Below are 21,337 nucleotides of genomic sequence, written 5' to 3' on the forward strand. Positions count from 1 at the left end.
CAGGCGTAGAACTGGCATCAGGCGTAGAACTGGCATCAGGCGTAGAACTGGCATCAGGCGTAGAACTGGCATCAGGCGTAGAACTGGCATCTTGCCAGTTTCCTCCTTATTTCCGCGCGGGCAGGATGCCCACTCTACTGCTATCCATTACTTGACTGACGCAACGCCCTTAATTCTAAATTCTCCATTCTTCATTCTTCATTCTTCATTCTAAATTCTCCATTCTTCATTCTAAATTCTGCCTTATTTCACTAACGCCCGGAAGCGAATAAATCCATAGGAATTGGGTGGGTTTCCGGGGGAATCAGCGTTTGGCACATCCCCAACTTCCACTACTACTACTCCATTTTGATTGAAGGTGACATTACATCCCGATGGCACTGAGGTGTTTGGCCCGTAATACCGACCGCGATCGCTATCGGGAATATTAGTAAGATAGATGTTCGGTTCAGCTGGACCACCTGAAGGTAGGGAAGTATTGCTCTGGAACAAAGCAATCCCGACATCACTACTGGGGAAGCCAGCGGTGGCATTAAAAGAATCTGGAATAAAGGTAGTTTCGCTAGGCACTCGGTCACAGATGCGCAGGTTTTTAGCATCGTTGCTGCCATTGGAGAGGAAGTAAACAGTATACTCTAACTCATCCCCTGGCATCACTTGCCCAGAGTTAATTAATCCCCGTAGATACACATCAGGATTTGGCCAGTTGGGGTCATTGTCATCAGCAGCACGCTCCGAATTAACGTTATTCTCAGAACTGCCACCATCAATGCCATCGATAAAGGGTGAACCGGAATCCGGTAGCTCTATCCACTGGTTGGTATCTTTGGGTTTGATAGCAGTAATCCGCTTGACCAGAATCACATTGGGCAAGATATTGTTATAAACTCCAACACTAGTTTGGCGTTCAGCAACGGTATCTGTATCCCGGGTTTCGAGGAATTCAGGACAACGGCCATCGGCATCATTACTCAGGGTATGCTCCCAGCAAGCACTAGTATTTCCGTCTTCTCCATTGGGGGTGAGGCTAATGGATTGACCAGTTGCTGCCCCATCTAAGTCTCCTTGGTAAGTGTCGTCCCACAGATTCAATCCAGCGGACGGAGGAGTATTGATGGCGTTATTCGAGCCATAAGCAATGTAGTCTACAATCTTGAGTTCGTCGTCATACAGCCAAATATCTTCTCCGGCATTATTGAGTTTGGCTGCGCTTCCTAACCAATCCTGGAATGCAGCATCGGCAGCTTGATGGTCTGATGTATTGTTACCAATCCAAATAACAGCGTATTCCCCTGGTTGGAGAGTGGTGTTGTTGGGGAAAATATAGGCGGGATTAGCAGCATCACCAGTAATGTTGCCATTATTATCAGTATCGTTAATTAGTAGGTTGCTATCCGCTAGCCTCCAGTTACTGATATCCACGGCATTATCGGAAGCGTTATAGAGTTCGATAAATTCATCATTAGCCTCAGCTCTGGTGTCAGTTTGAGCGTAGAGCACTTCGTTGATCACAATATTTCCCGCTTCCGGTGAAGCTTCTTCCGAGACTATGCTGGCTGAAGGTTCTTCCGGAATTAAGCTGTAGGTGTAGGTGACACACAATCCGGCGGTTGCCTCGCTACTAGAGCCAGTAGAAGCGTTATCAGAGTTAATGAAACTAGCTGCAGAGGTAGTATTCACCTCGATACTGACAGTTTCCACTGGTGATGAGGAGCTAATGAAATCAGCTAGGTTAGTGTACTCCTCGGTATGGGTTTCATAGGCAATAATAGTGGGAGTCTGGCCACCGGAAGTGCCGCCAAAGTCAAGATTACCATCATAGGCTGGTAGATTGAAGTCGGTGGATTGGTTGTAATTTCTGGTAAAATTCTCGTTAGTATCAGGCAAGGAGACACTGACTTGTCCATCCTGGTTCACGGTTATTGTTTTTGCCTGGTTTCCGGTATTCTCGTAGATTAACTCTTGTTCAATCAAGGTACTCAGGGTTAGCTCCACCTTCGCCAAGCTACCCATAGCAGAGTCAAATTTTTGTACGTTTAGGGTTTCAGTCCAATTGGTACGCTGGCGTGGTATGACATCGCAAGCGACAATAGTGTTGGTTTTGAGGGTAAGTCCAGCATCAATACTGGTATTGTTGTCTCCCGCAGCCAAGGTAAAGGTAGCAGTGCGACCTGTGACTGGATCGGCATCACTGTCTAGGGTGTCATCCCCAGCATCTTGGCTAGTGAAGTTATAGCCAACAGCAGGGGAGGTGAATTCAATGATGTAATCCCCTGGGTCAAGGTTGCTGAAACTGTAGTTACCATTGCTGTCGCTAAAGGTGGCATCAACCAAGGTGTTGTCAGATTTATAGATATTGACTAGGGCGTTGGGAATGCCAGGCTCTCCAGCATCTTGGATACCATTACCATCTAGGTCTTCCCAGACTTTATCCCCTACAGAGGCAGTGGTTGGTGTAGAGTCAGCGATCGCAATTTGATAATCCTCTACTTCACCATCACCAGCTGCACCAGTAGGAGTAAGGCCAGTCTCGGAACTATACCGGAAACGGGCATAAGTATTACCAACGGTAGCTCCAGCTGGAACAGTTAGGTTTAATGCGATCGCATTGCCACTAGGACTAACATCGTTAGCAATTTGTTCATCAGTATCATTAAAGTCACCATCACTGTTCCAGTCTATCCAAGCATTGAGTACTCCCGAGCCTGCGGTAGTAATATTTAAAGTGACATTATCCCCAGCGGTTAGACTTTGCCCCTGGAGAGTAGCACTATTGAGTTGAACCCCATCATCGGTATCATCGGTAGCGTTATTGGTAGTATCCGTGCCATCACCAAAGCCATCGGTATCTGTAGTTACTCCTGCCCCTAAATAGGTGGTATTGTCAATGGTGTGAACTGGACCACTATTAGCGGATAAGGTTTGGTAATCCCCATTGCCAGTGCTGGCGGTAGTATCGGGAGCATCACCGTAGTCAACAGGCGGAACAGTATCATCCAAAATCAGCTGAGCACTGTTGAAAGTACCATCATCACTATCAAAACTATCGCAAATTTCTAAAGTCCAGGTACCATTAGAGGTTTTGCCATTAAAAACAGCAAGACTATTGGAGGGGGCTACAGTCCGGTCATACAGAGGCGGTGCCGTATTATCGTCATTACCATCATCTAGGGAATTCCCAGAGTTGCTGTCTAGAAGAACATCAAATCCATCTGCCGAGCCGCCAGTATTGCTGATTACGTCAACAGAGGTACCATCCGGATGCTGTAATGTGACTCGAATATCCCCTCGAAAGGAGTGATCCGCATTAAATCCCAGATTAACGTCTTGAACCGTAAAGTTATCAGTAACGTTAAAAGTTCGCACTATTGGTGAACTACAGCTGTTTGATGTTATTGCCGCACTAGTGGTATTGTCATAAGTCACACTTTGTGCTTCTACTGGAGTAGAAGTAGCCACCAGCAAAGCAGACCCTGTCACCAGAATCGGGAAAGTAGCTTTAGCTAGGTTAGTTACCCCGATCAGGTTAAAGCCTAAAGGCTGTGGAGCAAAATTTACCTCAGAGGCTCCAGAAGATTCTAAGGACTGGTTTGGGATTCTTTTGAGATAATTGAATAAAGACGTCATAACTGGCCGCAATGAATTAAAGAGAAAAGCTAATTGGTAACTGAACCAACTAGTCTTGATATCAATAAATTATTTAGTTGAGCAACACCGAATAAATAACTAATCGTGGCTCTAGAAAAGTTGCCATATAAAACGTTTATCAAATAATTAGGATAATCCTGATATGACAGGAGTTTTATTTTTTGAAAGAATATTTTTTTATCAATCACGCGCCCTATAATACTTAGTGGGCAATAAGCGCGATTTTATGCATACAATCAGTTCGGTAGAACCCTAATCATTAATAACGAATAACTCAACACTCAGCACTGAGCACTCAGATAAGCGATTGAGCCTAGGTCACGCTACGGGAAGGCATCCGAGTTTTCCTCCCAGTTAAACTACTCTCCTCATCTAGGATTGCCTAATTGATGTGGTTATTGCCTAGAGAGAATTACGGAATTTTTATTAGGTTACGTAGGAGTTGATATCAGTGAATTCCACATCATTATTAAACCAAGCAACAACTAGTGTTACCGGTAGAGTTACTCAGAAAATCAATAAACTCAATCCCATCTATAATAAAATCAATTAATTTGTGAGTTAACACTGCTTTTCAACTATACTACTCCCTCGGTGCGCTTTCCGTAGGCGAATTTAATTCGCCTACGGAAAGCGCACCGCTCCCTACTCCCTACTAATCATGGCCAAGACACACATCCGCTTTGACTGGGCAATCAAAAAACTGCTGAGGGATAAAGCTAATTATGTTGTCCTAGAAGGCTTGATCACCGAATTACTAGGACAAGAGATTACTATTGAATCGATTTTAGAAGGCGATGCAGCGCGGTCTTGGGGTTTCCCCCATGAGCGACTGCATCAAGACAGCGAAAGTAATCGGCTCACCGAAGACAATAAACTAAATCGAGTTGATATTCTAGCGCTCAATAGTGCTGGAGAGTTACTGCTAGTGGAAGTCCAAAACAGTTCCGAAAATGATTACTTTCATCGAATGCTATTTGGTGTCTCCACACTGCTCACCCAGTATCTAGATAAAGGAGAGCCTTATAGTAAACTCAAAAAAGTCTACTCGATTAATATTGTTTACTTTACTCTGGGGCAAGGACAAGATTACATATATGAAGGGAAACTAGATTTCCGAGGTCGTCATCATCATGACTCTTTAGGGCTATCCAGCCTACAGAAGGAGTTGTTCAAACTAGAGCAAGTCTATCAGATATTTCCCGAATATTATATCTTGAGAGTCAACCAGTTTGATAACGTAACCAGAAACAGTTTAGATGAATGGATCTATTTCCTAAAGAATAGTGAAATCAAGGAAGAGTTCCAAGCCAGAGGATTAGCTGAGGCTAAGGATAAGCTAAGGATTGAGAGTTTACCCTTACCAGAAAAAGTAGCTTATCAGAACTATCTGGAAAATAAACGGTATGAAATTAGCCTACTGGAAGGGGCAGAAGCAGCCGGAAAATTACAGGGGAGAGCAGAGAAAGCCACAGAAATAGCCAAAGCTATGAAAGCAAGAGGGATTGATCTAGATTTAATCGTGGAAACAACTGGTTTAACTAAAGAAAACGTTGAGCATTTTTGAATGGTCGCAAAGAGATTTATTGCTCCTGAAACTCTTTTACCTTCTGCCTTCTGCCTTATGCCTTATGCCTTATGCCTTCTGCCTTAAAACAGCCCATTTATTTTACGAATCAGATCGGATTGCTATAGCTGGGAAACTGCCACCAGCGATGCAGCGCCGCCAAAGGGGGTTTCCCCCACTCGCGCTTTGCATCAAGAAATGAAGTGAATATCACTGAAAGTTTCGATCCACAAACGAGCGCCACAATCGAGTGGATTATCCGGCTGATAGACAATCTTACACGGACCGAGGATTTCGACCTCGTTGCCGTAGAGATTAGTGCCCTTTCGTTTTACTGAAATCACTGGCTTCCGGTCTTTGGGACTTTTCTTCATATTCGAGCCAATGTGATTGCGATTGACATTAATCTTAGCTAAAGCAGGGGGACGACTGGTACGCCATTTGCCCTTTGGTCCACGGGTACCTTTGGTAATTTGTGGCAAATGGTTGAACAGAGGAATAATCCAGAATTTCCCGGTTTTATAGGCACCTCGGACGCGACCCTTCTCTAGGAGTTGCCGCAATCGTCTAGAGGAAATTCCTAATAAAGATGCTGCTTCAGTAGTACCAACACACTTGTTCATCAGTTTACTCTCCTTTAACTATTCCTATAATACTAGTTTATATGATAAAAATAAAATTCGCAACTTATTTTTTTAGGGAACAGGGAGGAAAGCGTGGTAAAGGTGGTAAATATTGTAAGGGTGGGTAGCAAGTCAAGTGCTGTTGTTTCCACTATTAGCGACTGCGTTAATACCGGAATAGTTAGAAAATCGGGAATTGGAAGCGGCTCCAAGGTCGAATCACGCATAGTTCTCTAACAAATTAATTAATTTGTTACACAGGATTTTTCGCCACTCCACTACTCCCGATTCCCGATTCCCGACTCCCGACTCCCGACTCCCGACTCCCTATTCCCTGTTGATTCCAAAAATTGTTACAAAAATTTTCAAAATATGTTATAATTAAAGATTATTTGTGTTAGTATAAAAATACCGTGGGCGCTAAAACGCTCCACGGTAAGAGCCAGCCGAAAGTTTCTCCAGGACCACAGGCTGGCTCTAGAACCCCAGTTAAAGGATATACCTGACATTATGTCGTACTCTCAACGCCTATATCCATGGGCGATCATTCGACTATTGCCGCAAATGCAGCGGGTGGTTGTTCGTCGCTTCCGTAACCGTTCTGATGCGGAGGGGCATTTGCAGGCTCTTAAAGGGCTGATGCCTGATGGGAAATTTATCATTATCTTCGATTTAGGAGACCCGATAGACGGCCAGCCTATAGACGGCGAGCCTATAGACGACGAGCCTATAAACGAAGAGTCTTAAGGAGCAGGGAGTCTGGGAAGTGTGGGAGACCCAGCTCCCCACCAATCAAATTTTAGTCCGACCCCAGAAACAGCTCTGCAAAGTAGAGTGGGCGTTCTTCAGTAATTAGTATTGATTCGGTAATTTTCTATGGCAAAACCTGCAGATATTGGTAGCAAACGTCTAATCAGTCTCGCCCCCAATGCCTGGGTGCAATGGGTAACGGGTAATCCCCAAGTGCGAGCATCAGAGTTACTCGATGCTGAATTTCAATGGATTAGTCGGGAAAGCGACGTAATTGTCAAAGCCTCTAGTCCTGAACATCAAGAATTTCTGATTCTCAATGAATTACAACTGCGCTATAGCCAGGCCATGCCTAAGCGCATGCGCAATTATGTTGCCCTAGCTGAGGAGAAATATAACCTATCCACTTATCCAGTATTAATTAACATCTTGCCGCCCCCAGCCACTGTTACCATTGAAAATTGCTACGACAGTGAATTCATGGGACTGAATGCCCGTCAAGATTATCGGGTAATTAATCTGTGGGAAGTAGATGCTGAATTAGTATTAGGACAACCATTACCTCCCCTATTCCCATTTGTCCCGATCTTAAAAGGAGGTGCTAGTGAATCTAAATTGCGCTCAGCCGTCCAGGCGCTAAGAGCAGATCAAACGTTGAACCAACTAGAACCGTTGTTAGCTTTTTTCGCTAGCTTCGTCTTAGAGATACCGTTAATTCAACAAATTATGAGGTGGGATATGACAGTATTAAGAGAATCACCCTGGTATCAGGAAATTTTACAAGAGGGTGTTGAACAAGGGATTGAACAAGGGATTGAACAAGGGATTGAACAAGGGATTGAAAAAAGTTTGGAGCGAATACTAAAGTTACGATTTGGGGAGATTCCTTCGGAGATTTATGTCAGACTTCAAGCCTTAAGTCTCGAACAATTGGAAGAGTTGATGGCCACAGCATTAACCGTAAATTCTTTAGATGAGTTTAGTCAACAGTTGCCCAATTAATTAAATAGAGCCACACCCCACCTCGACCGTGGGGTAATTTTTTCTCGGCTATTAGTTTTGATGCGGTCAATCGACTATAAAATTTTAAGTTGATATAACGTTTATCATAGCTATTAAGTACGCTTGAGCCATTAAGAATTAAATTCGCCACGGGTCGCACCTGAGGTAAACAGAAATTTTACCATCTTCCCTACTCCCTACTCCCTATTCCCTATTCCCTATTCCCTTATTCAACAATTATGTCACCAAATCAACAAACAGCATCTGAAACTAAACCTGAAACTAAACAGGATAGCCCTTCTGTATTTAGGATCTCTCCTATAATTCGGATTACCCTAATAACATTTTATTGGGCACTGTTGATACCATTACCGTTTTTAGCTAAAGTATCATCGACTCCGGTATCGCCAATAATCCTGTGGATAGGAATTAGCTTAGGATTTCTCGCCCTCTATGGTGTCTTAAGCGAACAGGTGATTGTAGATGACGAAAAAATTCAGGTGGCTTATCCCAATTGGGTGCCCCGATTCTTTCGCAAAGGTTGGCAATTACACTGGAAACAGGTGAAAGACTTAAAAATGCGCACCACAGGTCAAGGAGGTCTTGTTTATTATTTCATTAGCCAGTCTTCTGACCAAGCTTACTTGCTGCCAATGCGAGTAGTGGGATTTAATCGCTTAGTTAAATTAGTACAAAACTATACCGGGATAGATACCACCGATATTCGTCCCCTAGCCCAGCCTTGGATGTATCTAATTTTGTTTGGATTCACCATCTTGCTATTACTGGTAGATGGCTGGACGATAACCACAGCTATCAATCAAGGTTTAATTTATTAATCAGAATGCCTTGATGCAGCTCCTTGCCATGACCGACTGCATCAAGACATTGATAATTTTGAATTGGAGCGAAGCGATTGACTAATCCCCTGTTGGAGCTCAAACAGGTAAGCCTGACCCTTTCAACCAGGTCTAAAGCGGCTGGGATACCTATATTAACTGATATTTCTTTCGAGGTCAGCCCATGCGATCGCATCAGCGTGATTGGACCATCCGGTGCGGGTAAAACCTCTTTGTTGCGCCTGTTGAACAGACTCAGTGAGTCTACCCAGGGGAATATTTACCTAGATAATCAGAACATCCGGAATATCCCTGTCCTAGAATTGCGCCGACAGGTAATGCTGGTCCCTCAAGAACCAAAATTGTTAGGAATGACCGTTCAGGAGGCTCTAGCTTATCCGTTGGTATTGCAACAGTTGCCAAAAAAAGCGATTGCACAACGGACACAAGGGATTCGAGAGAGACTGCGCATCCCAGCCGAGTGGTTAGAGCGTACAGAGTTACAACTGTCTTTGGGACAACGGCAATTGGTTGCGATCGCACGAGCACTAGTTGTCCAACCAAGAATAGTGTTACTCGATGAGCCAACCTCAGCCTTAGATGCTGGTATAGCCTCTCAGGTGATCAGGGTATTTACCGATTTAGCGCAAAAGGAGCAGATCACAATTTTGATGGTCAATCATCAGCTAGATATGGCTGAGTTATTTTGTAATCGAGTCTTGTATTTGCAAGATACTCAGTTACTCCAAGACAGTCCAGCTGAGCAGATTAATTGGCAACAGTTGCGAGAGAGATTAGTACAAGCAGAAGCTGAAGCATCTCAAGAGTGGTTTTAATCATTTGTTGACAGTTGACGGTTATTTTAATTTTGCCTATTGCCTCTTGTGTATTGCCTATTGCCTATTGCCTATTGCCTATTGCCTATTGCCTATTGCCTCTTGCCTATTGCCTATTGTCTATTGCCTATTGCCTCTTGCCTATCATGCGTCTAACCTCTCTTGATGTCTTTCGAGGTATTGCCATGGCTAGCATGATTCTAGTCAACAATCCAGGAAGTTGGTCTTATGTCTATCCCCCCTTACTTCACGCTAAGTGGCATGGTTTTACACCCACAGACTTAGTATTTCCTGCCTTTTTATTTATTGCTGGTGTAGCAATGGCTTTTTCCTTAGTCAAGTACACCAATAACAACCAATCCCTATCCCAAGGATATTGGCGTATTGGCAGGCGATGTGCCATTCTATTTGCCCTAGGCTTACTGCTCAATGGTTTTCCGACTTACGACTGGGATACTATTCGGATTATGGGTGTCTTACAGCGCATTAGTCTGGCCTATCTCCTTAGTGCTGTAGCAGTGCTAAATCTAAGACGACGGGGTTTGTGGGTACTGACCGGAATAGTTTTGCTAGGGTACTGGGCAGCGATGTCTTTAGTACCAGTTCCTGATTATGGTGCTGGTAATCTCACACCGGAAGGGAATTTTGCTGCCTATATCGACCGTATGGTATTGGGAACAAACCATTTATATAAACAAGCTCAATTTGATCCAGAAGGACTGTTTAGCACCTTACCGGCGGTAGTAACTGTTTTGGCTGGCTATTTCGTTGGGGATTGGCTACGCCATCAACCAATACAGTCCCGTACTAGTTTGGGATTAGTACTATTTGGTGTAGGTTGTGTTGGTTTAGGCTGGGTTTGGGATTTTTGGTTCCCAATTAACAAGCAGTTATGGACAAGTTCCTATGTCGTCTTTGCTGCTGGTTGGTCGATGCTGTTACTAGCTGCTTGTTATGAGTTTATTGAAGTGCGGGGATTTCGCCGATGGGGATGGCCATTAAAAGTGATGGGGTTAAACGCAATTTTTCTGTTTGTCGCATCTGGCTTAGTAGTTCGTATCCTGTATCGAACTAAGGTAGGGACAGGTGATAATGCTGTGAGTACCTATACTTGGATTTATGAGAATCTGTTTCGGTCTTGGGCTGGAGCCATGAATGGTTCTTTGATCTTTGCGATAGTCAATGTACTGTTGTGGTGGTTGATTCTCTATGGGATGTATCGGCGACGCTGGTTGATCAGGATTTAAGGGTTAAGGGTTAATGGTTAATGGTTAATTAACCAACAACCTCTAATAAATCTTTTGGGTTGCCAATTCTGTCCCAGATTTTAGATCATTCTCATTTATGCCTTGATTAAACCGATAGCCAACATTACGAACCGTTTGAATAATGCTGGGTTGTCGAGGATCGGTTTCTATTTTTTTGCGTAGGGCAAGGACATGGGTATCGATAGTGCGTGGATTGTCAATCGCATTGGGCCAAGCGCGGCGCAATAATTCAGAACGACTCAAAGCCATTCCCTCTGCTTGGGCGAGTACATATAGCAAACTAAATTCTTGGGGAGTCAGGTCAATAAACTCTTCTTTAAAGCGGACACGACGCTGGACTAAATCAATTTTGAGATCACCGTAGTCTAGAGACAGGGGAGCCACCGTAATGCGGAGGCGACGGATTAGGGCTTCCACCCGTGCCATAAATTCCTGTATACCAAAAGGCTTGGTCAGGTAATCGTCTGCCCCAGCTTTAAGACCAGTGACGATATCTCTTTCACTATTACGAGCAGACAACATTAAAATTAGAGATTTTCGCTGTTGCTGAAGCCAGCAGCAGAACTCAACCCCATCGCTGTCTGGTAAATCAGAGTCTAGGATAACCAGAGTGGGTTGGCGATGGTGAAACTCTTCCTTGGCTTGATCAAGATTTTGTGATTGATACACCCCATAGCCGGATTTCTTCAGGTGCGACCCTAGAAGCGATCGCAAATGAGGGTTTCCTTCAATAATCTGAATTCTAACTGAGCCCACGGCACTTTAAAGTCCTCTTAGCCTTAGCCGTTGGGATTTAATCCTAGCAAAGGTCACCTGAACATTCTGTAACAACTGCTACTTATGGTACCGATATTGGGTTGGGTTCTTTAAATACAACTTCCTAGTGGCACGAAATGGACTAGGTCAGAGGCACAATAAGGGCAATTATAAAAATTTTAATTTACCATTAATTTTAATTGACCGTCTTGAATTATAGCATATAAAATGCAATTTAGTCTAGCTAACATAACAAATAATTGAGAAAAGTATCGAGGACTTGCTACTTTTGCTAAACTGAAATTAAGTTGGCGTATCCGAGTTTCTCCTGAGTGAGCCAATACCACTAGTAGTGTTGATACTCAAAATTTATTAAGACTATGCTGCAAGATCCTCAAGCTATACGCTGCTATCAAAAACTTACTGACTCCCTAGTCGATTTGTGGAATCGAGGTTATAGCTTCGACGAATTGCGGCTATATATCGATGGCTATCTTTCTGCCTTAAAACACACAAATACCCTTGAATCCTACATAATCTACCGTTTAGAAGAAGATGCCACTCGCTATCTTCGTGACCCATCCAACTTTGAGATGGTACCAATGCCGCAGCCAGAAACCGACTACTATTAAACCTTAAACACAGAGAACCCCACTGAATCAGATTCAAGTCCATTGGAGTGCTCATCCTATCCGTTAGCTGGTAATAGGCCATTACCAATTAACTATTACCCATTACCCATTGCCAAAAAGCGATAGGCTATTCTCTTTAGTGATTAACTGGACTTGATATCAGTGGGTTTTCTGAGCAATCTGGTTTTCCCAAATACCGATTAAATTCTGAACCCTCTCATCCCAACCATATTGGGAAACACACTCCCTACCGTTGCGACCCATTTCCTGTCGCAACGCTGGGTTCTCAATTAATACTTTGAGCTTGTCGGAGAAATCTTCCTGATTCTGGGGAGTGAACAAAAAGCCATTCCATCCGTCTTGGATATTCTCCACTACCCCACCTGCTTCAGGAGCGAGCACAGGAATTCCAGCAGCGAAGGCTTCTAATATAGTTAGCCCTCTAGTCTCCTTCTCAGATGCTGTGATATGAATATCACTGTTGACCAACAAAGCTGGAACATTTTCCGGTGGGACTCTACCGAGGAAGTAACTATTTGGTGTTAACTTGCTTAACCTGGTAGCAATCTCATCCCGCATCGGACCATCACCAACAATGATCAGTGCGATTTGGTCACTGTTGACCTCTTGTACAACTCGTAAAAAGGCATTTAGGGTAAATTCCCACCCCTTATCTGGAGTTAACCTACCTAAAAAAACTAACTTAACTTTACTGTCAACCCCTCTAAGGTCATAGTTCTTCTCAAAAAACTGTTCCTCCTGTAAATCCGCAGAGAATTTACTAGCATCAAAGCCAAGTAAATTGGCATAAGTGGTGTTTTTAATACCTAGATCGATAATTTTTTTATGGGTAATCCGACTAGAAACTAGGGTGACATCATAAGAATTATACACTGAAAGCAATATGGTTTTAAAAATAAATTTAATTCCAGCGACGACTACAGACGGTAGAGAAAAGTAATCTTCGGCATAGTCGAGAAAATTAGTCCTAAAAAAACTCACACAGGGAATACCAGCCTTTTTAGCAAAAGCCACCCCAGGCACTCGAAAAAATCCAAAAAACAGTCTTTCTGGTTCATCAACATGAATAATATCGGGCTGGAATTTTTTTAATTCCTGGAGGAGGATTGAATAGGAACTTCTACGCACCTGACGCTCAAACTCTAAGTCCATGAATGAGGTACTCGGTAAATTGATGATTCTCACCCCAGGCAGGATTTGACCAGTATAATCTCGCCAATTGGGATAGACATCTTCTAACGCACTGTAGTCAGGACAAAATAACAACACCTGGTGTCCCCACTGACTCAGTCGTTGTAGCCTAGATAATCCACTAACTGTTACGCCATCAATAACAGGCAAAAATCCAGAGGTGATAATAGCAATTTTCATGGTTAGTAGAATCTAGTACACTCAGAGCGTGTTTAATCTGTAGAGCCAAAGCATTGAGGATGGATCAATTTTTGCATAAATCCTCGGCAGAACAGATCAGGCAAATCTAATAACGTTTCATACCAAATCCGGGTTAATTACCCCCTTTTGAAGCAAAAAGCATGAGGAGCTTTAGGAGCTTCAGGAGCTTCAGGAGAACAGGAGAAAGAATGGTGGAATCATAAAGAGGGTTTTTGGAGCGGATTTGCTATCAAACACTACTGGAGCTAGTTAAACCTAAGTTAGGGTGAATAGCATCCGGCAGTTCCTTTTCCACTCGCCGTATCGGTGGATATCGATAAGCGATAAAGCTTGCCAGGATGTTCAGCAATCCCATCAACAGCAACAGCAAGCCCATGCCACGCCCTGGACCAACTCCAATGATATGCCCAATACTACCTGCTAACAATCCATCGGTAGCCATCATCGGTTCTAAAACATGATCGACTAACGGTCCGGTTAGCATGTGGGCAAGGATCAATAAGGAGTTTTCGATGGCCAGTTGTAACGCGAAGACCCGTCCTTGCAGATTAGCTGGGACTTTGTTCTGCCAGATAGTCTGATTACAGCTAACGATAATGGGTTGAGCAAATAAGACACCAAAAGCCCCAAGAGCAGCCAAGCTCACAGAAGCGCGGCACCCACCTAAAAGTAAGAACAAGCCTTGCAGGATTACAAAGCTAAAAATACCGTATATCCTGGGCTTGGGTCCTCCCCAGGTAGCCATCACCAAGCTACCAATCAACATGCCACAACCGCCAATAGATAAAATCACCCCAAGTTCAGCACTGGAGGCAAAACTTAACACCAGTGGCCAGAACAACACCTGAAGAATACCCATACTGAAGTAGACCACGGCAAAGAACATCAGCAACCCTCGCAGTCCTTGGCGTTTGGCAATGTAACGCCAGCCTATTACAATATCTTGGCGCAGTTGGGAGAAGTGGGCTTGCTTTTGATGAGTGTGATGGCTAGACTGGAGATGGGGAATCTGAACGCTTAGCAATGTTGCTAGGGCAAAGATGAATGTGGTGAAGTCTATTAATAGAATTCCCTGCAAGTGGATGGTCTCCAGGAGCACACCCGCCAATGTCGGTCCAAGAATCTTGGCAGTTGCCCTAGAGGCTTGCATCATGCCATTAGCACGGCTAAGATGTTCTTGAGGCATCAGCTGAGTCGTAGCTGCTGTATAGGCTGGCAACTGGAAAGCCTTAAAGGTTGAAGTGATTGCCACGGCTAGGTAAATGTGCCAGATTTCTAACCTGCCCGAGAACACCAGAGCCATAACCACCAGTGTGCTAGCCCCTGCCACCGAGTCGCTGAGAATCATCGCCCAGCGTCTATTCCAGCGGTCTACGAATGTACCAGCTATGGGTGAGATGATAATATTGGGTAAGTGAATAAATAAAGAAATTAGGGCAAATTGGGTGATTGAACCAGTAGTCTGGTAAGCCCAAACACCCAGAGCAAATTCGGTAAGATTAGACCCCAGAAGGGATACTAGCTGTCCCAACCAGATCAGAAAGAAAATCTGCATTTATTGTGTCTTTTTCTACTTTACTCGTTGTTATACTCCGCCATCGGCGGAATTATTGTACCTTTTATACATGAATGACTGAACCCCTTGCCAGTTCCCGCTAAGCTTACACCTTGATGGGTAAAACAGTCTAGCTCGGGGAAAAAGACTGTTGTGGGTGGGCTTACTGATATATCTAGTATGCTGGCAAGTTTTATGTTTGACGGTACCCTTGATGAGTACTCTTTGTGACATTTTTGCTTAGATTGTGGTGACATTGTCTTGATGCAGTGGCCCTATGGGAGGTACCCCAAGACTGGGCTGGCTTCCCTTTGGCTGCGTTGCATTGCTTTTAAACGACAACTGCTTCTGTGGGTGACATGGCGAATCTGCTGATCAGAATAATTCCGTAGTACCTATCTGAGCAGGAAGACATGAGCTATTGTGGACACCTATCTTGAGAAGCTCAGAAGCGAGAGCTGGCTGCTGAATCCTTACCAACTAGTTAAGCTTAGTGGCAACAAAAGACCAGTGACCCTGGTTATTAAGAAGAGTTTTAACAGTTAGGATGAAAATTGACGTGATTTCCATTCACTATTATATACTTGATTGGCAAATAAAACAAGTATCCTAAACGGGAGTTTTAAATCAATTGAGATATTGAGATCTTGAAGATGCTTAACTATATCTAGTTCCTTAGATAGTTCCGTTTTTGCTTGTTTGAGGTCACTAGTTTACTTTTTTTGTTGAGCGTTTATCCCTGACACTCAAGCGTCAAGCGTCAACTGTAACCCTATTAAATTGATTTCAAGCTATCGGTTATAAAATATACCTCGGTTTGACCCCCCAGAGTATCCCGAAAATCACTGCTAGTATTTGGAATGATAATGATTGACTTTAATTTCGGTCAGAGGAGGTTGAGCTAAAGGACACCATTGGATTCACAAGACATGCTTTGATTGGACGCGATCGCACGGCCTCTCCTTCCTCATAACCGAAAATTTTGCCAAAATGGCAACCAATAACTAACAGGTATGAGTCAATATTGTATATAGCTAAGTTTATCTACTCTTAACTGTACTGCCATAGCAATCTATGTCGAAATGATTAGATTCGGAAGAGGAGTAACATAAAATCGAGGGGAATAATATCGCCAGAGTAGTCTTGATTTTTATAATTTTTATGAAATTTAAATTAAGATTGCTTAGGATTGCTTTAATTAACTAAATTTAAATCAGGGTGCTTTACTAAACTATAAGTAAGTCAGTAATATCTCTGTCGAGATAACTACTTATAATTAGTGATATTACTACTGTGCAGTTTAATCAATATAGTTAACGAAAATACCTATGGTATTAAACGCAAATCAACTATCTGAAATAACTATTAAACTAACAGCTACCCTGACAGCAGAACCCTTAAATCAATCTCTTAACTTATGGATGGAAGATATAAATATTCCATCCAAAGTAAACTTATCAAAATCTAATCAAAATAATGTTGAACAAATCCTTGATCAGTCTAGTCTAATATCTACTCAAAAAAATGGGAGTCCTGTCATCTCCTCAAGTTTTGAAGACTGGATCAGGTCTCCTGCCAATCAGCCATTATCACCAAATCACTCTAACCTAGGGTTAGCTACCAATTTTGATATTCTTAAAGCCGAAGCATTGCTAGCTAACCATAACGATTACCATTTACCAAATAATTTAGTAATCGTTCATGAAAATGAACAAGAAACTAATGAATTATATCAAGAAATATTTGAAAAAGAAACCTACATTAAACATGGCATAACTATCCATGATGGGGATTGTATTTTTGATATAGGGGCAAACATCGGTATGTTCACCCTGTTTGCCCAGCAAATCTGTAAAAATGCCAGACTATTCTCCTTTGAAGCCTTACCAGACGTTTTTGAATTGTTGCAGATCAATGCATCACTCTATGGCTCCAATGCCAAAGTGTTCAATTTTGGACTTTCCAACCACTCAAAGACTATATCTAGTATTATTAATCAACAGAACATTGAAAAAATTGATTTACTCAAAGTTAATGCTGATCAACCTCAGTTAGATATCCTGGCTGGCATCAAGGAAAAGGATTGGGAAAAAATTCAGCAAATTGTCATGGAGGTTGATCAGATTACAGCAGGGATAAAACTAAAGCAGATCACAAACTTACTCCAACGGAAAGGCTACCAGTTAGTGATTGATCAAGAATTATTGCTGGCAGATACAGGGGTTTACCGTATCTACGCCAGACGTAACTATCGGCTAAATCAATTCTCCTAGTATCCAACAGGAATGAAAATTCCTGTTGTTCTACCAACACACTGATTACTCAGCTTACTCAGCACCCTTCACACTGAGGCACTCAGCCTTCCTGATAAGTAAGTGGATCGTCCAATCCCAACTCAGCAAAGGCAGCCAATCGCAACCGACAAGCATCACAAACACCACAAGCTAAATCGTTACCTGTGTAGCATGACCAGGTTTTTTCCCAAGGAACACCCAGCTGATTGCCTAATTGGATAATTTCGGTTTTTTTCAGGTCAATCAGAGGACTGACAATTTTAATTCCATTGCCCTCCCTACCTTGTTTCGTCCCCAAATCAAAAGCTGTCTGCATTGCTTGGATATAATCCGGACGGCAATCTGGATAGCCAGAATAATCTAAGGCATTGACACCCACATAGACTCCCTCAGCACCAATTGCTTCTGCATAGGATAAGCCAAAGCTCAGAAAAATCGTGTTACGGGCTGGAACGTAGGTAATGGGGATTTCTTGAGACATCTGCTCTAGACTACGCTCCTTGGGTAGGTCAAGGTTATCATCGGTTAACGCTGAACCTCCCCACTGCCGTAAGTCAAACCTGACTACCTGATGTTCCTTAACACCTGCTGCAGTAGCAATTGCGTACGCTGATTTGAGTTCTCGTCGATGTCGCTGCTGATAATCAAAGGAAAGGGCATAACACTCATAACCGTCTCCTACTGATTGATACAAAACTGTAGCAGAGTCTAAACCTCCAGATAACAACACAATTACTTTCTTAGACATGATCCAACCAGATATCACAAGTCTCATCAGGATAATGCCTAATCAAACGTTTTGCACTGTTACTACAACTACCAATTAATAATTTCATTGCTCTGTCAACAGACAACCCACAAACTGACACATAGGGTTAGTGTTCCATATTTCGTCAAACCACAATAAGTATAGAACACATGTTTTAAAGGTTCTTTTAGCCTGAATAGGATGGACAAAGCTTTGAAATTCTTCACATTTATAGTTGCTGTGGTACTATCTGGATGGTTTAAGGCGACTTAGATTAAGTAAATCGACTTATTACCAGTGGTGGAGGAGCAAAAAAGAGTGCAGAATCGTACTTATCAAAGACATCGAGATCATCAAGTCCAGCGCAACTTACCGCAGCCAATCAAAATCGGTGTGATTGGCGTTGGCAATATGGGACAACATCATGCCCGAGTTTTGAGTCTTCTCAAAGACGTTGAAATTGTGGGTGTGGCAGACATTAACGTCGAGCGTGGTTTAAATATTGCCAGTAAGTACCGTGTTCGCTTTTTTGAAGATTATCACGATCTTCTTCCCTATGTAGAGGCGGTTTGCATTGCAGTGCCGACCCGTCTACATCATGACGTCGGGATGACTTGTCTACAAGCTGGAGTGCATATCTTAATTGAAAAACCGATTGCCGCTAGTATTGCTGAGGCAGAATCGTTAGTAAATGCAGCAGCAGAGTCTCAATGTATTCTCCAAGTTGGACATATTGAACGTTTTAACCCAGCTTTCCAGGAACTGAGCAAAGTTCTGAAGACAGAACAATTGCTGGCTGTGGAAGCTCATCGCATGAGTCCCTACTCTGACCGAGCCAATGATGTCTCGGTGGTTTTGGATCTCATGATTCATGATATAGATCTATTACTAGAATTGGTAGCCTCACCTGTGACAAGGTTAACCGCTAGTGGCAGCCGTGCTTCTGATTCCGGGTATTTAGATTACGTCACTGCTACCTTGGGGTTTGCCAATGGTATTGTTGGTACTGTCACGGCCAGTAAAGTGACACACCGAAAAATCCGTCGCATCGCTGCCCATTGCAAAAATTCTCTGACGGAAGCTGATTTCCTCAATAATGAGATTCTAATTCATCGGCAAACCACTGCCAATTATATGACCGACTATGGTCAAGTGCTTTACCGACAGGATGGTTTGATTGAGAAGGTTTATACCAGTAATATTGAACCACTCCATGCTGAGTTAGAACACTTTGTCAATTGTGTACGGGGTGGTAATCAACCTTCTGTCGGGGGTGAACAAGCCCTAAAAGCACTGCGCTTGGCAAGTTTGATTGAGCAGATGGCTCTTGATGGTCAAGTTTGGCACAACGTAGATAATGGGAATCATAAACTCCATACTTCGGTTATGACAGTTCCCTGTTAACGGCTTTTTGTTGATAATTTAGGGGTCAGTTGCACTTGTAACTGACCGACATTAGGAGGAGCCTAAGGGGGTAAGGAACAAATCAGCCAAATCCGCTTTGATAAATCCCTTCTAGCCCTGACAACTAAAAGTCGCAGCTATAGGTAGGTTAAGCCTTATCGAAGAGTACAACGTCTGCCTGGACAGACTGACTTCAACAGGGAGTCTTTAATCTGGATTTGCGATCAACCTTTTCCCCTGTCCCTTTTTCCATTTACCTGAAAAGTTTGATCACTGATGAAGCTACCTGAGTTGATATAACTTCGCTGACTTTCTGATTTCCTTGGGGGCTAAGGTGAATGTGGTCACGGTAAAGTATTTCTGGTGTTTCGGTGTTATTGAACACTGGTAAAAAATCTAGATAAGTAATGTTTTGCTCTTGAGTAAAGCCACTCAAGCGTTTACGGGCTTTTAACTCATAGTCACGAGGTCCTTTCGTACCAATTTCCCGGAGTAGGGGGGTCATCCCTAGCACCAACTTGGCTCCAGCAGCATCAGTTAGGGTCTTAATTTCCCCAATGGCCTTGAGATTAAAGCCAACCCGGTCTCCTGGTTCCGCTCTGACTGCTTCCATTTCAGGAATAGCTGGTGCTCTCAGGAGATAGCGACTCCAGATCTCGCCTATGGCTAGGAGGGGTTTTTGGCTGGGATAATTGCGATCGCGTCCCACTTGTACAGAAGTCGGTGCTGTAGCAAACAAGTCATCGGTATTAATCAGTAATACGACTACATGGGCGTTGAAGGTGCCAAAGCGTCGTAGATAGGCTAACTCATTTCGTGGTCCCCAAGAATTAGCAGAAGCATTAAGGACTTCGACTGTTTCAAATGGTTTCTCCTTGGTTAGACTTGGTAAGACGTCTTTGGTCAGCCATAGTTCTAATTGAGATTGGAGCAGTGCTGATATGGTTTGGTCTTGGTCTGTCCACCAAGCCCCATTCGCAACAGAATCCCCCAGTAGGAACACCCGCAGCATGGATGGCGGTAGCCTAGGAGTGATGGTGGGACTGCGCATGGAATATTCATTAATGACAATGCGGTTGCCAAACCGTCTGGTGCTTTGGTTAGGGGCTAGCAAGTAGCCAATTTCCTCATCTGCCACATAAATCAGGGGATTACCGAAGCCGAGCAGCCATCGTAAACCGACCTCTAGCGCTACCAAGGAACTGACTAGCACTGCCAAGGTTAATAGCAATACTTTCACAAGAAAATCCTATATAATTTATAAATTTTTCCTATAGTTTTGTCTAGGTGTTCAGTAGTGAGATCACTTTAAAAGCCGAGTATAACCGCTCAAAGCTGAGTATACCAAGGTTAATCGGTAAATTTCCCCCTGATCTAGCCCTGGCTATAATCGACTTGTTGGCTTAGATCCCTGATAACTCAAACAGGAGCGACAAACTATGTCAGACCTCAATCGTGGCATCATGAAGTTTAAAGGAGCTGATAGCCCCACAGCCGTTGTTATTTCAGCAATTCTGGTTTTGGGCAGTATCAGCGTTCTGATCTGGTGGGCATTGCACAACGCTTACAGCATTGGCTAATCTCCGTCGATTTCCTGAAAAAATTGACAATTCCTAAAAGCTGTGCTAACATTTATAAATGTGAGCTAAAAGGGTCGGTGCCCGAGTGGTTAATGGGGGCGGACTGTAAATCCGTTGGCTATGCCTACGCTGGTTCAAATCCAGCCCGGCCCACCACAATGGTTTGGGATATAACCTAAATATACTTTTGATAAGTCAGCAGAAAATTTGCTGATGTTAACCGTTGACTAATTACCATGACTGGTTTGGCGTCGGTAAATCAAAAGCTGATTAATTGATACCTTGGCGGAGTAAATTTGGCCAAAGTACAATAGGCTAAATCAAACCAATAATGTAAATCTAATAATTTAAATCTAGCCCGTGTGGCTCAGTGGTAGAGCACACCCTTGGTAAGGGTGAGGTCACGAGTTCAATCCTCGTCA

General features: G+C 43.2%; 18 protein-coding genes and 1 tRNA gene. 12 read left to right on the top strand and 7 right to left on the bottom strand.

The annotated features are described in order from the left end of the window. Positions 1 to 243 precede the first annotated feature (243 nt). On the bottom strand, positions 244 to 3,627 hold the full coding sequence (locus tag AC4II3_RS20300; protein ID WP_488016202.1) for an SdrD B-like domain-containing protein: 3,384 nt from the start codon (positions 3,625 to 3,627) through the stop codon (positions 244 to 246). 682 nt (positions 3,628 to 4,309) lie between these two features. On the opposite strand from AC4II3_RS20300, the gene AC4II3_RS20305 reads away from it, so the two are divergent. Next, a complete protein-coding gene (locus AC4II3_RS20305) occupies positions 4,310 to 5,215 on the top strand; it encodes an Rpn family recombination-promoting nuclease/putative transposase (RefSeq protein WP_488016200.1) in 906 nt (301 codons plus the stop codon). A gap of 191 nt (positions 5,216 to 5,406) precedes the next feature. Here AC4II3_RS20305 and AC4II3_RS20310 read toward each other — a convergent pair whose 3' ends face one another. Then, entirely contained in the window at positions 5,407 to 5,838 is a 432-nt protein-coding gene (locus AC4II3_RS20310; RefSeq protein WP_071106764.1) for a MerR family transcriptional regulator, read from the bottom strand. A 250-nt stretch (positions 5,839 to 6,088) separates the two neighbouring features. On the opposite strand from AC4II3_RS20310, the gene AC4II3_RS20315 reads away from it, so the two are divergent. The 6 genes from AC4II3_RS20315 to AC4II3_RS20340 all read left to right on the top strand — a co-directional run bounded on the left by AC4II3_RS20315 (position 6,089) and on the right by AC4II3_RS20340 (position 10,512). Beyond that, the gene (locus AC4II3_RS20315) at positions 6,089 to 6,223 is read left to right on the top strand and encodes a hypothetical protein (protein WP_488016874.1); all 135 of its coding nucleotides are present in this window, start codon (positions 6,089 to 6,091) and stop codon (positions 6,221 to 6,223) included. 125 nt (positions 6,224 to 6,348) lie between these two features. Further along, positions 6,349 to 6,585: a hypothetical protein gene (locus tag AC4II3_RS20320; RefSeq protein WP_488016875.1), complete on the top strand. Its 237-nt coding sequence runs from the start codon at positions 6,349 to 6,351 to the stop codon at positions 6,583 to 6,585. Positions 6,586 to 6,714: 129 nt separating this feature from the next. Then, positions 6,715 to 7,590, top strand: a complete 876-nt coding sequence (locus AC4II3_RS20325) for an Rpn family recombination-promoting nuclease/putative transposase (RefSeq protein ID WP_488016877.1) — start codon at positions 6,715 to 6,717, stop codon at positions 7,588 to 7,590. A gap of 239 nt (positions 7,591 to 7,829) precedes the next feature. Continuing rightward, a complete protein-coding gene (locus AC4II3_RS20330; RefSeq protein ID WP_488016879.1) occupies positions 7,830 to 8,429 on the top strand; it encodes a hypothetical protein in 600 nt (199 codons plus the stop codon). Positions 8,430 to 8,506: 77 nt separating this feature from the next. Further along, a complete protein-coding gene (locus AC4II3_RS20335) occupies positions 8,507 to 9,265 on the top strand; it encodes an ABC transporter ATP-binding protein (protein ID WP_488016881.1) in 759 nt (252 codons plus the stop codon). A 146-nt stretch (positions 9,266 to 9,411) separates the two neighbouring features. Continuing rightward, positions 9,412 to 10,512 carry an acyltransferase family protein gene (locus tag AC4II3_RS20340; protein ID WP_488012058.1) on the top strand — a complete coding sequence of 367 codons (1,101 nt, stop codon included), beginning with the start codon at positions 9,412 to 9,414 and terminating at the stop codon, positions 10,510 to 10,512. A gap of 42 nt (positions 10,513 to 10,554) precedes the next feature. Here AC4II3_RS20340 and AC4II3_RS20345 read toward each other — a convergent pair whose 3' ends face one another. Continuing rightward, a complete protein-coding gene (locus AC4II3_RS20345; RefSeq protein WP_488012056.1) occupies positions 10,555 to 11,289 on the bottom strand; it encodes a response regulator transcription factor in 735 nt (244 codons plus the stop codon). Positions 11,290 to 11,669: 380 nt separating this feature from the next. Here AC4II3_RS20345 and AC4II3_RS20350 point away from each other — a divergent pair, with 380 nt between their 5' ends. Further along, positions 11,670 to 11,921, top strand: a complete 252-nt coding sequence (locus tag AC4II3_RS20350; RefSeq protein WP_293073121.1) for a DUF6761 family protein — start codon at positions 11,670 to 11,672, stop codon at positions 11,919 to 11,921. 159 nt (positions 11,922 to 12,080) lie between these two features. On the opposite strand, the gene AC4II3_RS20355 is transcribed toward AC4II3_RS20350, so the two are convergent. After that, a complete protein-coding gene (locus AC4II3_RS20355; RefSeq protein WP_488012054.1) occupies positions 12,081 to 13,313 on the bottom strand; it encodes a glycosyltransferase in 1,233 nt (410 codons plus the stop codon). A gap of 250 nt (positions 13,314 to 13,563) precedes the next feature. Next, positions 13,564 to 14,889: an MFS transporter gene (locus tag AC4II3_RS20360; RefSeq protein WP_488012052.1), complete on the bottom strand. Its 1,326-nt coding sequence runs from the start codon at positions 14,887 to 14,889 to the stop codon at positions 13,564 to 13,566. 1,328 nt (positions 14,890 to 16,217) lie between these two features. Between AC4II3_RS20360 and AC4II3_RS20365 the strand changes: the two genes are divergently transcribed. Continuing rightward, positions 16,218 to 17,162: an FkbM family methyltransferase gene (locus AC4II3_RS20365; protein ID WP_488012050.1), complete on the top strand. Its 945-nt coding sequence runs from the start codon at positions 16,218 to 16,220 to the stop codon at positions 17,160 to 17,162. A gap of 82 nt (positions 17,163 to 17,244) precedes the next feature. Here AC4II3_RS20365 and queC read toward each other — a convergent pair whose 3' ends face one another. Next, positions 17,245 to 17,931, bottom strand: coding sequence for a 7-cyano-7-deazaguanine synthase QueC (gene queC / locus AC4II3_RS20370; RefSeq protein WP_488012048.1), 687 nt, complete (start codon positions 17,929 to 17,931; stop codon positions 17,245 to 17,247). A gap of 318 nt (positions 17,932 to 18,249) precedes the next feature. Between queC and AC4II3_RS20375 the strand changes: the two genes are divergently transcribed. Then, positions 18,250 to 19,335 carry a Gfo/Idh/MocA family protein gene (locus AC4II3_RS20375; RefSeq protein ID WP_149031254.1) on the top strand — a complete coding sequence of 362 codons (1,086 nt, stop codon included), beginning with the start codon at positions 18,250 to 18,252 and terminating at the stop codon, positions 19,333 to 19,335. Between the two features lie 253 nt (positions 19,336 to 19,588). On the opposite strand, the gene AC4II3_RS20380 is transcribed toward AC4II3_RS20375, so the two are convergent. Further along, positions 19,589 to 20,575: an SGNH/GDSL hydrolase family protein gene (locus AC4II3_RS20380; RefSeq protein WP_488012046.1), complete on the bottom strand. Its 987-nt coding sequence runs from the start codon at positions 20,573 to 20,575 to the stop codon at positions 19,589 to 19,591. Between the two features lie 199 nt (positions 20,576 to 20,774). Between AC4II3_RS20380 and AC4II3_RS20385 the strand changes: the two genes are divergently transcribed. Together AC4II3_RS20385 and AC4II3_RS20390 are read left to right on the top strand one after the other, a co-directional pair. Beyond that, positions 20,775 to 20,915, top strand: a complete 141-nt coding sequence (locus tag AC4II3_RS20385; protein ID WP_293019812.1) for a hypothetical protein — start codon at positions 20,775 to 20,777, stop codon at positions 20,913 to 20,915. Between the two features lie 71 nt (positions 20,916 to 20,986). Next, positions 20,987 to 21,071, top strand: a tRNA-Tyr gene (locus tag AC4II3_RS20390). Positions 21,072 to 21,337: the final 266 nt, after the last annotated feature.

The sequence above is a fragment of the Moorena sp. genome (assembly GCF_982860115.1).

Coding starts and splice junctions, on each gene's coding strand:
- AC4II3_RS20300 (WP_488016202.1), bottom strand. CDS start 3,627: ATGACGTCTTTATTCAATTATCTCAAAAGAATCCCAAACCAGTCCTTA.
- AC4II3_RS20305 (WP_488016200.1), top strand. CDS start 4,310: ATGGCCAAGACACACATCCGCTTTGACTGGGCAATCAAAAAACTGCTG.
- AC4II3_RS20310 (WP_071106764.1), bottom strand. CDS start 5,838: ATGAACAAGTGTGTTGGTACTACTGAAGCAGCATCTTTATTAGGAATT.
- AC4II3_RS20320 (WP_488016875.1), top strand. CDS start 6,349: ATGTCGTACTCTCAACGCCTATATCCATGGGCGATCATTCGACTATTG.
- AC4II3_RS20325 (WP_488016877.1), top strand. CDS start 6,715: ATGGCAAAACCTGCAGATATTGGTAGCAAACGTCTAATCAGTCTCGCC.
- AC4II3_RS20330 (WP_488016879.1), top strand. CDS start 7,830: ATGTCACCAAATCAACAAACAGCATCTGAAACTAAACCTGAAACTAAA.
- AC4II3_RS20340 (WP_488012058.1), top strand. CDS start 9,412: ATGCGTCTAACCTCTCTTGATGTCTTTCGAGGTATTGCCATGGCTAGC.
- AC4II3_RS20350 (WP_293073121.1), top strand. CDS start 11,670: ATGCTGCAAGATCCTCAAGCTATACGCTGCTATCAAAAACTTACTGAC.
- AC4II3_RS20355 (WP_488012054.1), bottom strand. CDS start 13,313: ATGAAAATTGCTATTATCACCTCTGGATTTTTGCCTGTTATTGATGGC.
- AC4II3_RS20360 (WP_488012052.1), bottom strand. CDS start 14,889: ATGCAGATTTTCTTTCTGATCTGGTTGGGACAGCTAGTATCCCTTCTG.
- AC4II3_RS20365 (WP_488012050.1), top strand. CDS start 16,218: ATGGTATTAAACGCAAATCAACTATCTGAAATAACTATTAAACTAACA.
- queC (WP_488012048.1), bottom strand. CDS start 17,931: ATGTCTAAGAAAGTAATTGTGTTGTTATCTGGAGGTTTAGACTCTGCT.
- AC4II3_RS20385 (WP_293019812.1), top strand. CDS start 20,775: ATGTCAGACCTCAATCGTGGCATCATGAAGTTTAAAGGAGCTGATAGC.